This is a genomic window from Pseudoduganella sp. HUAS MS19 (assembly GCF_053615455.1).
The window spans coordinates 2,928,304-2,942,372 of the sequence record NZ_CM132133.1 but is presented as its reverse complement, the minus strand read 5'-3'; the positions used below and the strand labels follow the sequence as shown (position 1 = coordinate 2,942,372).

The window sequence follows — 14,069 nt, the reverse complement described above, 5'->3', positions numbered from 1 at the left end:
CTCAGGTTCTATTGCGCGTCGAATTCCGCGGCGGCCTTGGCCGACCACAGCGCTTCATTATAGGTAGCAAAGGGAATATCGTAGCGTTCGACTGAACCGTCCTCGCCGATGAAATAGGTCCACCATCCCGCTGGGTCGGGAACCAGGGCGATGTCCCTGGGTTTGCAATGCTCGTGCAAGTCATCGCCGGCATCAAGCGTGATGATGCGCGTCTTGCGGTGTCGGATCAGCGTGGCCATGGCGCGTACTCCTATCGGGTGATGCTGGCATTGTAATGCCGATTGTTCTCGGTTACCCAGCTAACGGTTGAAAAGCGTTGCGCGTGGCAGGCTGTGGCCAGGAGGATCGCAATATGAACGCATCAGCCACCCAGGCGCCGCTCCATCCCGGCGACGAAGCTGCGCCGGGCACGCCCGGCAGCGGCGAAGGCATCTGCCCGCTCTGCAGCGGCTGCGGCAAGACGCCGGACGGCAAGGACTGCCCCAACTGCGGCGGTACCGGCCGTATCGTCGAGGGCATCGGCGGCGGCTAGACGCTAGCCGGCGCCCAGGCGATGGCGCAGGAAGTCGATGAACAGCCGCGTGCGTGCCGGCAGGTGCCGGGTCTCGGTCAGCGCATGCACCATGATGGGCTCCATATGCCAGTCCGGCAGCACGCGCTGCAGGCGGCCGGCCTGCACTTCCTGCTTGGCCAGCAGCGGGTCCAGCGCCGAGATGCACAAGCCATTGGCGGCAAACGACATGCTGAGCGCCGCGCTGTTGGTGGCATAGCGCGAGTGCGCCATGACCTCCACCACTTCCTCGCCGCGGTACAGCTTGCGCCAGATATCGGGCAGGCGGCTGGAAAAGGAGCGGCCGCACATGGTATGCCGCACCAGGTCGCAGGCATGCTCCAGCGGCGGCATCTTGGCCAGGTAGACCGGCGAGGCGTACAGGTAACGCGGCATCATCGCAATGCGCCGCACCACCAGGGTGGACGGCGCGCTCGGCGCCTGGCCCATGCGGATGGCGAGGTCGAAAGGTTCCGATTGCAAGTCCACGGTACGCGATGAAATATCGAACTCCATCTTGATGTCCGGGTACATGTCGGCAAATTCCGTCAGCACCGGCGCCAGGTAGCCGACCCCGAAACTGGACGTCATGGTCACGCGCAGGATCCCGGCCGGCTTTTCCGACCAGTCCAGCAGCGCTTCGTGGGCGCTCATCGCCTCTTCCACGATGCCCTGGCAGCGCTTGAAATAAGCGTCCCCCGCCTCCGTCAATTCCACCTTGCGGGTCGACCGGTGCAGCAGGCGCAAGCCGATCGATTTCTCCAGCTCGGCGATATTGCGCGACAAGGTGGAATTCGACATGTCCAGCGCCTCGGCAGCGGCGCGAAAACTCTTGCGCTTGGCCACTTCGACGAAAAGACGCATATGGTGCAGCCTGTCCATTCATTGCTCCATTTTTGGGATACTCAATTCAATTATAAGCATTTATCCCAACAATGAAACAGTTCACAATGCGCTTACTTCGACCTTTAGCAGAAAGGAAATGCAAATGAATAACACGGAACCCAACTGGTTTGATGAACTCTGCAAGCTCCTGGCCGGCCTGGTGTTCAAGGCAGGAGGATCTCCCTGCTGACCTGCTGGATATCGCGCTTGCCGCAAAAGGCCATCGAGATATCCAGTTCGTTGCGGATGATTTCGAGGCAGCGCGTCACGCCTGCCTCGCCCATCGCCCCCAGCCCGTACAGGAAAGGACGTCCGATATAGACGCCGCGCGCGCCCAGCGCCACCGCCCGCAGCACGTCCTGGCCCGAGCGCACGCCGCCATCCATATGGACTTCGATCTGCCGGCCCACCGTGTCCACGATCCCCGGCAACGCCGCAATCGAGGATGGCGCGCCATCGAGCTGGCGCCCGCCGTGGTTGGAGACGATCAGCGCATCGGCGCCGCTGTTGGCAGCCAGGCGCGCATCGTCGGCATCCATGATGCCCTTGATGATCAGCTTGCCACCCCAGCGGTTCTTGATCCACTCGACGTCGTTCCAAGACAGGCTGGGGTCGAACTGCTGGCTGGTCCACGCGGACAGCGAAGACATGTCCGACACCGATTGCGCGTGGCCGACGATATTGCCGAACTGGCGGCGTGACGTTCCCAGCATGCCGGCGCACCAGCGCAGCCTGGTCGCCATGTTCAGCATGTTTGCGAGGGTCAGGCGCGGCGGCGCCGACAGGCCGTTGCGCAAATCCTTGTGGCGCTGCCCAAGCACCTGCAAATCCAGCGTCAACACCAGGGCCGAACACTTCGCCGCCTTGGCGCGGTCGATCAGGCGATTGATGAAATCGCGGTCCTTCATGACATACAGCTGGAACCAGAACGGCTTGCTGGTATGCGCCGCCACGTCCTCGATCGAGCAGATGCTCATGGTCGACAGCGTAAACGGGATGCCGAATCTTTCCGCCGCGCGGGCCGCCAGGATTTCGCCGTCGGCGTGCTGCATGCCGGTCAAGCCGGTCGGCGCCAGCGCCACCGGCATCGCCACTTCCTGTCCCGCCATGGTGCTGCGCAGGCTGCGGTTGTTCAGGTCGACGGCCACGCGCTGGCGGAACTTCAGCTTGCGGAAGTCCTCTTCATTGGCGCGGTAGGTCGATTCGGTCCAGGAGCCGGAATCGGCATAGTCATAAAACATGCGCGGCACACGGCGCTTGGCCAGGCGGCGCAGGTCTTCGATGCAGGTGATGAGTGTCATTCCTGCATATTAACGCAGGAATTGAACCACGGCTGAGATCATGGCCGCATGCAAGCCATCGCGCTGCCGTTGCAAGCTGGCAATAGCTCAGCGCTGCTTGAGGACTTCCTTACGGAACCATTCGTCAAGCATTTGCTTTTCGTGGCCGTACAGGTCGCGGTCGTAGCGGTTCATGCCCATCAGGTAGCCGGGGTTGGACAGCTTGCTTTCGCCACTGGCGACCACCGTGCCGCCCTGCTCGACGCTGTAGCGCAGGTGCATGCGCGGCCAGTCGGCCTGCCCCCTCAGCACGCGGATATCGTGCACGGCGACGCGCGGAAATTCATCGCCGGCCAGGTCGATATCGAGGAAGTCGACCTTCAGCACCTGCCCTGGCGGCAGCTGCTCGGACAGCCGGTTGAGGTGTTCGCGGAACAGGAACTGCATGTCGTCCCGTTTCCGGTAATCGTGCGGCACATCGGTCATCTTGCCGATATCGGCAAAAGTGACGGTGGCAGTGGCGGCGGCGCTGGCCGATACGAGCATCAGCAAGGCAGCATGAATGAGCTTGTTCATGCCTGAAGTATATGCCGCAAACGGCAAAAAGGAAAAAGGGCCCACACCTTCCGGCATGGACCCTTTCAATTTGGCGCGGCTGGCAGGAATCGAACCCACGACCCCTTGGTTCGTAGCCAAGTACTCTATCCAGCTGAGCTACAGCCGCAAAACTGCTTTTTCCTCGCCGCTCGACAGCGGCGGGTACAACCCTTACAAAATCTGGCGCGGCTGGCAGGAATCGAACCCACGACCCCTTGGTTCGTAGCCAAGTACTCTATCCAGCTGAGCTACAGCCGCAAAAACTAAATTATAACAGTCAGTTATGCATACTACCAACTTCCTGCTACTCCCTCCGCTCGACAGCGAAGGGCCCAAACATTTACTGCAAATTCTGGCGCGGCTGGCAGGAATCGAACCCACGACCCCTTGGTTCGTAGCCAAGTACTCTATCCAGCTGAGCTACAGCCGCTTAAGAAGCAGGATTATATCGCATGAATTTCGTTTTGGAAAGCTTACATTCTACTCAACTTTCCTAGGCGAAACCGGCGTTTCCGGCTCTTTCCTGCGCAGTATCCTGTGCAAGGAGGCAGAATTATATGTGGGTGTTTCCCGCTTGTCCAGTATTGCGACACAATTTCTTTCGTTGCCTTTCGGACATTATTACTTCATTCATGAAACGTATTTCTCTCATCATGAACGGAAATTGGATCTTTGTCCCGCGATACAGCATCATTCACCTGTCTCCTCTATTCTCCTCCAAGAAAATAGAATTCGGGCCCGCGGATAGCGGGCCTTTTTTTTTGCCGCCCTTGGTGTAGCATTGCCCATATTGACATCCCGGCACTGATACGACATGGCGCAAATCGCAGGTGAAAGCATGGCAACCCAGGACTGGTCGCGCTCCGATCTCGGCCCGCAGGAAAGCTGGCCCGCGCCGCTGCGCCTGGCACTGGACATCATGCTCAACACGCCGCTGCCGATGCTGCTGATGTGGAGCCACCGGCAAATCATGCTCTACAACCAGGCCTACGCCAGCAATGTGGGCAGCGCCAGCGCAGTGCCGCCCGGCGGCACCGTGCCGGCCGTGCCGCCTTCCGCCTGGAGCTGGAACCCGCCCGCCATCGAACAAGCCTGGAACGGGCAAAGCCTGGTCTTTCCGCGCCAGCCAATCAAGCTGTGGCGCGACGGCCATATGGCGGAGGCAAGCTTTGACCTGCATTACACGCCCTTGCGCGGGGCCGATGGCGAAGTAGGCGGCATCCTGTGCACGCTGGCTCCGCCCAGCGCCGCCGCCGCGCCCGCCGCGGCCGCCAACGACGGCCATTTGCGCATCCTGGTGGTGGAAGACAACCAGGACGCCCAATACCTCGTCTGTGAAATGCTGCGCGCCTTCGGCCACCAAGTCAGCGCCGCAGCCAATGGCGAAGCGGCCCTCGAGCTGCTGGCCAAGGCGGAATACGATGTGCTGTTCAGCGACGTCAGCCTGCCCGGCATGAGCGGCGTCGAATTGGGCCGCACAGCCATCCAGCGCCAGCCACGCCTGCGCATTATCTTTGCTTCAGGCTACAGCCAGTCTTTGACCAGCCACCTCGACTTCCCCGCCGTTTCCATGCAAAAGCCATACGACATCGAGCAGCTCCAGCAGGTGTTGCAAGGTTTGCATTGAGCAATGGTGCGTCGGCAAGTTGCTTGTCAAGGCTACAATCGAACGTTATGAGTCCCGATCCCCGCACGCACAACGTACTGGATAGCATGGGTGACGGCTTTGCCGTCATAGCCCGGGACTGGACCGTTCAATACCTGAATCCCAAAGCGGCGGACATGCTGCTGCCGCCAGTGCCCACCTTGCACGATCTGCGCGGCCAGCAGCTGTGGCAAGCCTTCCCTGCCCTCGCCGGCGCATTGCAAGCGCCGCTGCGCCGCACCCTCGAGCAGGGCCTGCCCGCCAGCTGCGAACTGTTCTACCAGCCCAGCCAGCGCTGGCTGGAAGTGCGCGCCTGGCCGTCGCCGCTCGGCATGACTTGCCTGTTGCTCGACATCCACCAGCGCAAGCTGCATGAGCGCGGCCTGCGCGAGAGCACCAACCGGTTGCAGGTGGCGCTGGCCGCCGGCCGGCTTGGCGATTGGGAGTGGAATGCCGCCAGCAACCAGGTGCGCCTGGGCCGCCGCGCTGCCGAAATTTTCGAACTGCCGGCCGAAATCCCCATTACCTGGCCGGTGCTGCGCGACCGCATCGCCCGGCGAGACTTCAAGGTGGTGGAACAGGCCTTCACCGATGCCGTCCAGTCGCGCCGCGATTTCAACGTCGAATGCCGTATCCGGCACCGTAACGGCGACACCTGCTGGCTGTCCGTGATCGGCCACGGCGATTTCAGCGACGAAGGCCAGTTGCGCGGCGTAGTCGGCATGGTGCAGGACATCACGGCGCGCAAATCCACTGAAGACGCCTTGCGCAACAGCGAGGAGGAATTGCGCGCCCTTGCCAACAGCATGCCGCAACTGGCCTGGATCGCCAGCAGCGACGGCGCCATGATGTGGTACAACGAGCGCTGGCAGGAGTACACGGGGATGGACGACCGCCATATGCTGGGCGAGGGCTGGCGCCAGGTGTACGCGCCGGAAGCGATTCCCGCCATGCTGGCGCACTGGCGCATGTCGGTGGAAACCGGGCGCCCGTTCGAAATGGAATTCCCGATCCGCGCGCGCGACGGCCAGTACCGCTGGTTCCTGACACGCGCCAACGCCATGCGCGATGCCAGCGGCCGCATCCTGCGCTGGTTCGGCACCAGCACCGACGTCGACCAGGTCAAGCGCGTACAGGAGCAGTTGCGCGATGAAACCAATATCCTCGAACTGCTGAACAGCACCGGCACCGCCCTGGTACAGAACCGTGACCTGCATTCGTTGCTGCAGGAGGTCACCGATGCCGCGACCAGCATTTCCGGCGCCCGCTTTGGCGCCTTCTTCTATCACGGCGCCGGCGCCGACGGCGGCAAGCAGGCCATGCATACCTTGTCGGGCGCGCCACCGGATGACTTCCAGGGCTTGCCGCATCCGCAAGTGCGCAGCGGCCTGGCCGTACCGGTGCTGGCGCGTGCAGGGGAAGTGGTGGGCACGCTGTTCTTCGGCCACCCGGAACCGCATATGTTCAACGAGCGCACGGAACGCATCGTCAGCGGCGTGGCAGCCCAGGCCGGTATTGCCATCGACAATGCGCGCATGGTCGATGCGGCCCAGCGCGCCGCGGAAGAGCGCAAGGTGCTGCTGGACCGGGAACGCAATGCGCGCGCCGAGGCCGAGCGCAGCAACCAGATGAAGGATGAATTCCTGGCCACGCTGTCGCACGAACTGCGCACGCCGCTGACGGCCATCCTGGGTTGGGCCCAGGTGCTGCGGCGCGGCAACCGCACGCCGGAAGAACAGTTGCGCGGCCTGGAAACCATCGAGCGCAATGCGCGCGCCCAGGCGCAGCTGATCGAAGACCTGCTGGACATGGGCCGCATCACCTCGGGCAAGGTCTTGCTGGACATGAAGCTGCTGATGCCGGGCGTGGTGGTCGACGCCGCGCTGGAAGCTGTGCGCCCGGCAGCCGAGGCCAAAGGCATCCGGCTCGAACGCGACTTCTCCCCTACCGGCCACGTGGCGGGCGACGCCAACCGCCTGCAGCAAGTGGTGTGGAACCTGCTCACCAACGCACTCAAGTTCACCCCGCGCGGCGGCACGGTGCGCGCCTCGGTCTGGGCGCACCAGGGCCATGTCGATATCACGGTGACCGACAACGGCCTTGGCATCCGCCACGAGTTCCTGCCCTATGTGTTCGAACGCTTCCGCCAGGCCGACGCTTCCACCACGCGCCGGCACGGTGGCCTCGGCCTGGGCCTGTCCATCGTCAAGCACCTGGTGGAGCAGCATGGCGGCACCGTGTCGGCGGCCAGCGAAGGCGAAGGCATGGGTTCCAGTTTCAGCGTGCGGCTGCCGCTGGCAAGCGGGGAAATCCGCGCGGCCCGCATGCACAGTCCGCCGCGCAGCGAAAGCGTGCCCCTGCCCGAGCTGGGCTTGCGCGACCTGGGCGGCATGAAAGTGTTGCTGGTTGACGACGAGGCCGACGCGCGCGAACTGGTCGGCCGGATCTTGCGTGATTGCAACTGCGAAGTGCAGGCCGCCGCCAATGCCGCCGAGGCGGTTGCCCTGGCGCGTGGCGGGCGCTACGACTTGCTGGTGAGCGATATCGGCATGCCCGATGTTGACGGTTTTGAACTGTTATCAAGAATTCGCGCCCTGGGCCCGGCACGCGGCGGCGCCCTGCCCGCCATCGCCCTGACCGCCTTTGCCCGTCCCGAAGACCGCCTGCATGCCCTCGAATCGGGCTTTCTCGACCATGTGCCCAAACCCATCGAACCTTCTGAACTGGTAGCCACCATCGAGCGCGTTTGCCTCGCCAGCAAGGGTGGTTGAGGACTACCGGCGCACGGGAAAATGTCCTACAAGAAACTGCCGAAATCTTTGCTAGACTGGTAAATGACACGTGCGCCGCGGCAAACTGTCGCAAGATACACTGAGAGTCCAGTTCCCGAGACCGCCATGCCAAGCCCTGATGAGATCCTGAATGCCAAGATCTTGGTAGTTGACGATTGCGCAGACAATATCGACCTGATGTTGGAAATCCTGCGCGATGCCGGTTACACCAATGTCACGGCCACCATGCTGCCGGAGCAGGTTTGCCCCCTGCACCGCCAGCATCGCTATGATCTGATCTTGCTCGACCTGCAGATGCCGGAACTAAATGGCTTCCAGGTCATGAAGGGCCTGAAGGAAATCGAACAGGAAGGCTATTTGCCGGTGCTGGCCCTGACCGCCCAGCCCAGCTTTAAGATCGCCGCGCTGGAAGCGGGCGCGCGCGACTTCATCAGCAAGCCGTTCGACCTGCTGGAAGTCCACAAGCGCATCCACAATATGCTGGAAGTGCGCCTGCTGTACAAAGAACTGGCTTCTTACAGCAAGCAGCAGCAGGAACTGGCCTTGCATGACCCGCTGACCGGCCTGCCCAACCGCCGCCTGCTGGAAGACCGGATTGCCACCGCGCTGCAGCACGCCGCGCGCCAGCAGCGCCGCGCCGCCGTGATGTACCTCGACCTCGATGGCTTCAAGGCCATCAACGATACCCACGGCCACGCCTACGGCGATGAAATCCTCAAGCAGGTGGCGCAGCGCCTGGTCAATTCCGCCCGCAAGGAAGATACCGTGGCGCGCATCGGCGGCGATGAATTCGTGATCGTGCTGGGCGAAGTGGGCACCCTGGCCGATGCGCAGGAACCGGCCAGCAAGCTGATCGAAGTAGTGGCCCAGCCTTACCTGGTGAACGGCTTGACCTTGCAGTTGTCGACCAGCCTCGGCATCGCGCTCTATCCGGATGACGCCACAACCGTCGACAACCTGATGCATGTCGCCGATGCGGCACTGTACGAAGCCAAGCGCACCGGCAAGAACCGCTATTGCGCCGCAGCGTCAACCGACGCGGCGCAGGCGCCGCAAGCCCACGTAACAGCAGCCTGAAGCGGGCCTGATGCGCCAGGCCGCCATGCCGCTCACGATGTGGTTTCCGCCTCGCGGCCGATTTCGGTCGATTCTTCGACCTTGCCTGCGTGCTGGTGATCCTGCTGCGCGTCGACCTTTTCCGGTGCCACTTCAATGCGCGTGATGCCGGCATCGACCGAGATCGGGTCGCTGGCCGGGAAGGTCATTTCGACCGCATCGTCCAGCAGTTCCTCCTTGGCCTTTTCGGCGGGCGCCAGTTGTTCTTCGTCGGCCAGGATGGCAATGGCGCAAGCCCAGCGCACGAAGTTGAGCTGCGCCAGTTCGCGGACGGTGGTCACGCCAAAGGCGGTATGCATGGCCTTGGCGTCTTTCGGGCTCAGGCCGCGCAAGGCGCTGATGGGGGCGTCGGCCAGTTCGCGGAAGCTCTTGTCCACATACTCTTTGTCAACGATGGTGTCGATATTCATGGTCACTCCTCCATTGGACGAGTTTTCACTATGGCAGCAGGGCTCCCGCCTGACTGTGCGCGTGCGAACACAACGCGTGTTCGATTGGCATGTGTTCTTTTGACACGGTAAAGGGGCGCCGCTATGATCAGGCAGGTGGACAAGCCAAAGATCCTCGTCGTCAACGACGATGCCAACAGTCTCTTCGCGCTGACGAACCTGCTGGAGCAGTGGGCCGCGCAAGAGAATTACGAAGTGGTCGCCGCGCGTTCGGGCGAGGAAGCGTTGCGCGAGGTGCTCACGCACGACTTCGCGGTCATCCTGCTCGATGTGAATATGCCGGGCATGGACGGTTTCGAAACGGCGGAAGCGATCCACCAGCGGCCGCGTTCCTCGGACATCCCCATCATCTTCATCACCGCCTTCGTGGCCGATGAACTGGACCGCCTGAAGGCTTACCAGAAAGGCGCGGTCGATTTCCTGTTCACGCCAGTGATCCCGCAGATGCTGTACGCCAAGATCAGTGTCTTCGTGTCGCTCGCCACCAAAAACGAAGAGTTACGGCGCCAGGCGCGCCAGCTGAGCCAGCGCACTACCGACCTGATCGCCAGCAACCAGCGCCTGCTGCGCGAGATCGAAGAGCGCAAGACCGCCGAACGCGCCAGCCACGCCAAGGATGAATTCCTGGCCATGCTTGGCCATGAGTTGCGCAACCCGCTGTCGGCCATCAGCAGTGCCGCTTCGCTGATTGGCTTGCCGGGCGTAAATGCCGACAGCGTGAGCCACGCCAAGAAGATTATCCAGCGCCAGAGCCGGCACCTGGGCCGCATAGTGGACGACTTGCTTGACCTGAGTCGGGCCATGTCGGGCAAGATCCTGCTCAATCGCCTGCCGCTGGACCTGGCGGCCCTGCTCAAGACCACGCTGGAAACCTTTCGCGCCACCGGCCGGTTCGAGGACTACCATGTGGTGGCCGAAATCGCGCCGTGCTGGATCCATGGCGACGCGACGCGCATGGAACAGGTCATCAGCAACCTGCTGGACAACGCGCTCAAATATACGCCGCCCGGCGGCCGCATCGAGCTGCTGAGCGATGTGGACGATGGCGAAGTCACCATCAGCGTGCACGATAGCGGCGTCGGCATTTCCGCCGAACTGCTGCCGCAAGTATTCGACGTTTTCGTGCAAGGCACCAGCACGCTCGATCGCGCGCAAGGCGGCCTCGGCATCGGGCTGTCGCTGGTGCGGCGCCTGGTGGAACTGCACGGCGGCAATGTGTATGCTGAAAGCGATGGCCCGGGCGAAGGCAGCACCTTCACCCTGCACCTTCCCTGCATCGAGCATGTAAATGAACCAAAGGCACTTCCCATGGACACAAGCGAACAGCCGAAACCAGCCGTGCTGCTGGTCGAGGACAACGACGACGGCCGCGAAATGATGGCCATGATGCTGGGCTGCTACGGTTACCCGGTGCAGCATGCCGCCGACGGTTTCCAGGGCCTGGCCAAGGCTGCTGCGGACAAGCCCGACATCGCCCTGGTCGACATTGGCCTGCCGGGCATCGACGGCTATGAAGTGGCGCGCCGCATGCGCGCCAATCCGGATACCCACCACATCAAACTGATCGCCCTGACCGGCTATGGCCTGGCCGACGACCAGCGCCGCGTGATGGACGCCGGTTTCGACATGCACCTGGTAAAGCCGGTCGACGTCGAGCAGCTGCTGCGCGCCATCGACGAATGCCTGGCGCGCACGCCGGCCACCATGCGTTCGTGATCAGGCGCGTGCGCGTCCGGCCTGGCTGGCCGGCGCCTGCGGCAGGCGCGGCGGCACGAAATCGATTTCGTCCTTGCGCGCTTCGATCTCGCGCGCCATGGCCTGCAGGTCAAGGCCGGCTTTTTTCGCCTGGGGGAACATTTCACCCTCCTCTTCCTTGACGTGGTGATTGATGTACTCGCCCAGCACCTTGACCTTGGCGTCAAACAGCTCGTCATGCGGGTCCATTTCACCGATCTGCGCGATCAGGTCCTTGGCGCTCGAATGTTCAACCGTTGCCTCGTCGACCAGGTCTTCGGCTTCTTTCGAAGCTGCGCGCACGGCCGGATAGAAGATTTCTTCTTCGGCGGTGGCGTGCTTGGTCAGTTCGAGGCAAATCTTGTCGGCCAGCTTCTTCTTGCTGGAGAAAGCGCGGTCGCCCAATTCGTCGAATTGCTGGAACATGGCTTTGACGTTGGCATGGTCTTGTTTCAACAAAGCAATGGCATCTTTCATTTGGCATCTCCTCTGGTGAGCTGCCAGATTGACAGGCGCACGGCTGGCTGTATGTGCGCCACCCCACGACCATCCTCATGTATGATCAAGGCAATAAACATGGACTGCCAAACATATGTCTGCTAACACGGACGCCGCCGAACTGCGGGAGCTGCTGGGTTACGTCAACAATTGCTGGGACGACGAGCGGCGCGCCCTGTCGCGCCAGATGCACGACAGCCTCGGTTCTTCCCTGACGGCCCTGACCATGCACCTGGGCCTGTTGACTTCCAAGCTGCCGCAGGAGCCCGCCCTGCTCGACCGTGCAGCACAGATGAAGAACCTGCTGCACAACATCATCGAAACCAACCGCGGCATGCAGCACAAGCTGTGGAACGACAAGCTGGAATTCCTCGGCTTGCGGGTGGCGCTGGGTGAACTGGTGGCCCAGTTCGGTGCGGAACACCTGATGCAAGCCTACTGCAGCCTACCCGAAGACGAACCGGCCTGTCCGCGCGCGCACCGCGTGGTATTGCTGCGCGCCGCGGAAGAAGGCTTGCGCAATGTGGCAACGCATGCACGCGCCAGCAAGGTCGAGGTGATTGTCGACGATATGGCAGACAGCATCGTGCTGATGGTGAAGGATGACGGCGTCGGCCTGGGGCAGGCCGCCGTGGCCGACGGCGACTGGCACCAGCACCACGGCTTGCGCATGATCCGCGAGCGCGCCATCTTCCTCGGCGGCTCGCTGGTCCTGGCCGCCAATGGCAGCCAGGGCGCGGCCCTGACCGTCACCCTGCCCAAGGGGCCGGTCAGCTGAAGCCTAGCGCCTGCTGCCGCGCCTGAGCGCCATCCAGGCCGAGAGCGGCAGCGCCAATGCGCCAATGCCGAACCAGAGCCAGGTCGGCACGTGAAAGCCGCGCTCCTGTTCATATGCCGTGACCGGGTCGACGGCGCGATGCACCTGTGGCGCCGCGGGGTTGTAGTAGACCGTGACGCTGTCGCCGAGCTGGCGCCGGCCGCAGCCGGCCGGCTCGTGCACCGGGCCCCGCCGGCGCTTGCCTGCCAACTCGAACTCATACCACCATTGGCCGGCGTTATGGCAATCCAGGACGACGACACGCCCTGCCACAGCCGCATGATGGCGCGACAGTTCGGCCAGGTCGCCGGCGCGGTTATAGCAGCCGCCCAGCAGCGCGGCGGCGGCGGCGCCAGCCAGCAGGACCCTCAATGCAGCTTGACCAGCGGCGTGGCCCGTTTGACGAGGAAGCGCGCCAAGGCCAGCACGCCGGTGCGAATGGTACCCAGCACCGCCTGGTGGTGCAGCAGGTGCAGGCTGACGTACATCATGCGCGCGAAGAAGCCCTCCACGAACCAGTTGAAACCGCGCAGCGATCCCATCAGGCTGCCCACCGAAGTCGACTGGCCGAACGAGACCAGCGAGCCATAATCGCGGTATGCATAGGGCTTGCCTTGCGGGGGCTTGCCCTTCACCTGGCGCATGAATGTCTCCAGCAGGTAGTCTGCCTGCTGGTGCGCGGCCTGGGCACGCGGCGGCACCGGCTTGCCGTCGGCGCCCATGCACTGCGCGCAATCGCCCAACGCATAGACCCCGGGCACGCCCTTGACCTGCAGCTCGCCGCTGACTTCGATCTGGCCGCCCTTGGCCGTCGGCAGGCCAAGCGAGGCCAGGAAGGCCGGCGCCTTGATGCCGGCCGCCCACACCACGATATCCGCGGCGTAGCGCTGCTCGCCAACGGCAACGTGGTCCTCGGCAATCGCGGTCACGCGGCAATCGGTCACCACCTTGATGCCGCGTTCGTGAAGCAGCTTCAGCGCTGCACTCGATACGCGCTCGGGCAGCGGTGCCAGGATGCGCGGCGCCCCCTCCAGCAGCGTAATGCGCACATCGCGGACCGGGTCAAGGTGGCCGAAGCCGTAAGAAGTGTAGACCCCGCTGGCTTCGCGCAATTCCGCCGCCAGCTCGACACCGGTGGCGCCGCCGCCGATGATCACGACATCGACGCCGGAAGCACCCTGCTGCGCGCCTTTCTGCAGCGCAGCGCGCGTCAGCAGCTTGAGCAGGGTCAGGCGGAAGCGTTCCGCGTCCTCGGTAGCGTTCAGGGAAATGGTGTTCTCGGCCGCGCCCGGCACGCCGAAATAATTGGAGGTGCTGCCGACTGCCATCACCAGCGACTCGTAGCCGATGCGGCGCTCCGGCAGGACGGTCTCGCCGCCTTCGCTGGTAATGGCCGCGACGGTGATTTGCCTGCCGCCGCTGTCCAGTGCCGTCATGGCGCCATAGACATAGGTGAAGCCATTGTCGTGCGCCAGCATCTGGTAGGACAAGCCCTCCTGGTGGATATCCAGGGTGCCGGCCGCCACTTCGTGCAGCGACGGCTTCCAGATGTGGTAAAGCCGGCTATCGACCAGCATCACCTGTTGCGGGCCAAGTTTGCGGCCCAGTTTGCAGGCCAGCTCCAGGCCGCCCGCCCCGCCACCTACGATCACATATTTGCTCTGCAAACAGTTCTCCTGACATCGGTGGGGAGCGGGCTGCCAGCC

Annotated in this window: 14 protein-coding genes, 3 tRNA genes and 1 pseudogene; 7 read left to right on the top strand and 11 right to left on the bottom strand. The window is 63.2% G+C overall.

Going from position 1 to position 14,069, the window contains the following annotated elements; all coding sequences use genetic code 11:
* Positions 1-8: 8 nt before the first annotated feature.
* Entirely contained in the window at positions 9-239 is a 231-nt protein-coding gene (locus ACWBU6_RS13490) for a hypothetical protein (RefSeq protein WP_090440761.1), read from the bottom strand.
* A gap of 113 nt (positions 240-352) precedes the next feature.
* On the opposite strand from ACWBU6_RS13490, the gene ACWBU6_RS13485 reads away from it, so the two are divergent.
* Entirely contained in the window at positions 353-532 is a 180-nt protein-coding gene (locus tag ACWBU6_RS13485; RefSeq protein WP_452649282.1) for a hypothetical protein, read from the top strand.
* 3 nt (positions 533-535) lie between these two features.
* Here the strand turns inward: ACWBU6_RS13485 and ACWBU6_RS13480 are convergent, their stop codons facing one another.
* The 6 genes from ACWBU6_RS13480 to ACWBU6_RS13455 all read right to left on the bottom strand — a co-directional run bounded on the left by ACWBU6_RS13480 (position 536) and on the right by ACWBU6_RS13455 (position 3,742).
* On the bottom strand, positions 536-1,432 hold the full coding sequence (locus tag ACWBU6_RS13480) for a LysR family transcriptional regulator (protein ID WP_452649281.1): 897 nt from the start codon (positions 1,430-1,432) through the stop codon (positions 536-538).
* Positions 1,433-1,599: 167 nt separating this feature from the next.
* Positions 1,600-2,736, bottom strand: coding sequence for an alpha-hydroxy acid oxidase (locus tag ACWBU6_RS13475; protein WP_452649280.1), 1,137 nt, complete (start codon positions 2,734-2,736; stop codon positions 1,600-1,602).
* An 87-nt stretch (positions 2,737-2,823) separates the two neighbouring features.
* Positions 2,824-3,291: a DUF3016 domain-containing protein gene (locus ACWBU6_RS13470; RefSeq protein ID WP_452649279.1), complete on the bottom strand. Its 468-nt coding sequence runs from the start codon at positions 3,289-3,291 to the stop codon at positions 2,824-2,826.
* 71 nt (positions 3,292-3,362) lie between these two features.
* Positions 3,363-3,439: transfer RNA gene (locus ACWBU6_RS13465), tRNA-Arg, on the bottom strand.
* A gap of 54 nt (positions 3,440-3,493) precedes the next feature.
* Positions 3,494-3,570 (bottom strand) — tRNA-Arg (locus ACWBU6_RS13460).
* Positions 3,571-3,665: 95 nt separating this feature from the next.
* Positions 3,666-3,742: transfer RNA gene (locus ACWBU6_RS13455), tRNA-Arg, on the bottom strand.
* A gap of 384 nt (positions 3,743-4,126) precedes the next feature.
* On the opposite strand from ACWBU6_RS13455, the gene ACWBU6_RS13450 reads away from it, so the two are divergent.
* From ACWBU6_RS13450 to ACWBU6_RS13440, 3 genes are all read left to right on the top strand, one after another.
* Positions 4,127-4,939: a response regulator gene (locus tag ACWBU6_RS13450; protein ID WP_452649278.1), complete on the top strand. Its 813-nt coding sequence runs from the start codon at positions 4,127-4,129 to the stop codon at positions 4,937-4,939.
* A gap of 47 nt (positions 4,940-4,986) precedes the next feature.
* Positions 4,987-7,728, top strand: a complete 2,742-nt coding sequence (locus ACWBU6_RS13445) for an ATP-binding protein (RefSeq protein ID WP_452649277.1) — start codon at positions 4,987-4,989, stop codon at positions 7,726-7,728.
* Positions 7,729-7,854: 126 nt separating this feature from the next.
* Positions 7,855-8,826, top strand: coding sequence for a diguanylate cyclase domain-containing protein (locus ACWBU6_RS13440; protein ID WP_452649276.1), 972 nt, complete (start codon positions 7,855-7,857; stop codon positions 8,824-8,826).
* Positions 8,827-8,858: 32 nt separating this feature from the next.
* Here ACWBU6_RS13440 and ACWBU6_RS13435 read toward each other — a convergent pair whose 3' ends face one another.
* Positions 8,859-9,275: a hypothetical protein gene (locus ACWBU6_RS13435; RefSeq protein ID WP_452649275.1), complete on the bottom strand. Its 417-nt coding sequence runs from the start codon at positions 9,273-9,275 to the stop codon at positions 8,859-8,861.
* A 123-nt stretch (positions 9,276-9,398) separates the two neighbouring features.
* On the opposite strand from ACWBU6_RS13435, the pseudogene ACWBU6_RS13430 reads away from it, so the two are divergent.
* Together ACWBU6_RS13430 and ACWBU6_RS13425 are read left to right on the top strand one after the other, a co-directional pair.
* A pseudogene (locus tag ACWBU6_RS13430) lies at positions 9,399-9,716 on the top strand (response regulator); the annotation flags it as partial.
* A 228-nt stretch (positions 9,717-9,944) separates the two neighbouring features.
* Positions 9,945-11,030: a hybrid sensor histidine kinase/response regulator gene (locus ACWBU6_RS13425; protein ID WP_452649563.1), complete on the top strand. Its 1,086-nt coding sequence runs from the start codon at positions 9,945-9,947 to the stop codon at positions 11,028-11,030.
* Here ACWBU6_RS13425 and ACWBU6_RS13420 read toward each other — a convergent pair whose 3' ends face one another.
* A complete protein-coding gene (locus ACWBU6_RS13420) occupies positions 11,031-11,525 on the bottom strand; it encodes a hemerythrin domain-containing protein (RefSeq protein ID WP_452649274.1) in 495 nt (164 codons plus the stop codon).
* Positions 11,526-11,640: 115 nt separating this feature from the next.
* On the opposite strand from ACWBU6_RS13420, the gene ACWBU6_RS13415 reads away from it, so the two are divergent.
* Positions 11,641-12,324 carry a sensor histidine kinase gene (locus ACWBU6_RS13415; protein ID WP_452649273.1) on the top strand — a complete coding sequence of 228 codons (684 nt, stop codon included), beginning with the start codon at positions 11,641-11,643 and terminating at the stop codon, positions 12,322-12,324.
* 3 nt (positions 12,325-12,327) lie between these two features.
* On the opposite strand, the gene ACWBU6_RS13410 is transcribed toward ACWBU6_RS13415, so the two are convergent.
* Positions 12,328-12,735 carry a hypothetical protein gene (locus ACWBU6_RS13410; RefSeq protein WP_452649272.1) on the bottom strand — a complete coding sequence of 136 codons (408 nt, stop codon included), beginning with the start codon at positions 12,733-12,735 and terminating at the stop codon, positions 12,328-12,330.
* On the bottom strand, positions 12,732-14,030 hold the full coding sequence (locus ACWBU6_RS13405; protein ID WP_452649271.1) for an NAD(P)/FAD-dependent oxidoreductase: 1,299 nt from the start codon (positions 14,028-14,030) through the stop codon (positions 12,732-12,734). The genes ACWBU6_RS13410 and ACWBU6_RS13405 overlap by 4 nt, the downstream gene beginning before the upstream one ends.
* Positions 14,031-14,069 lie beyond the last annotated feature (39 nt).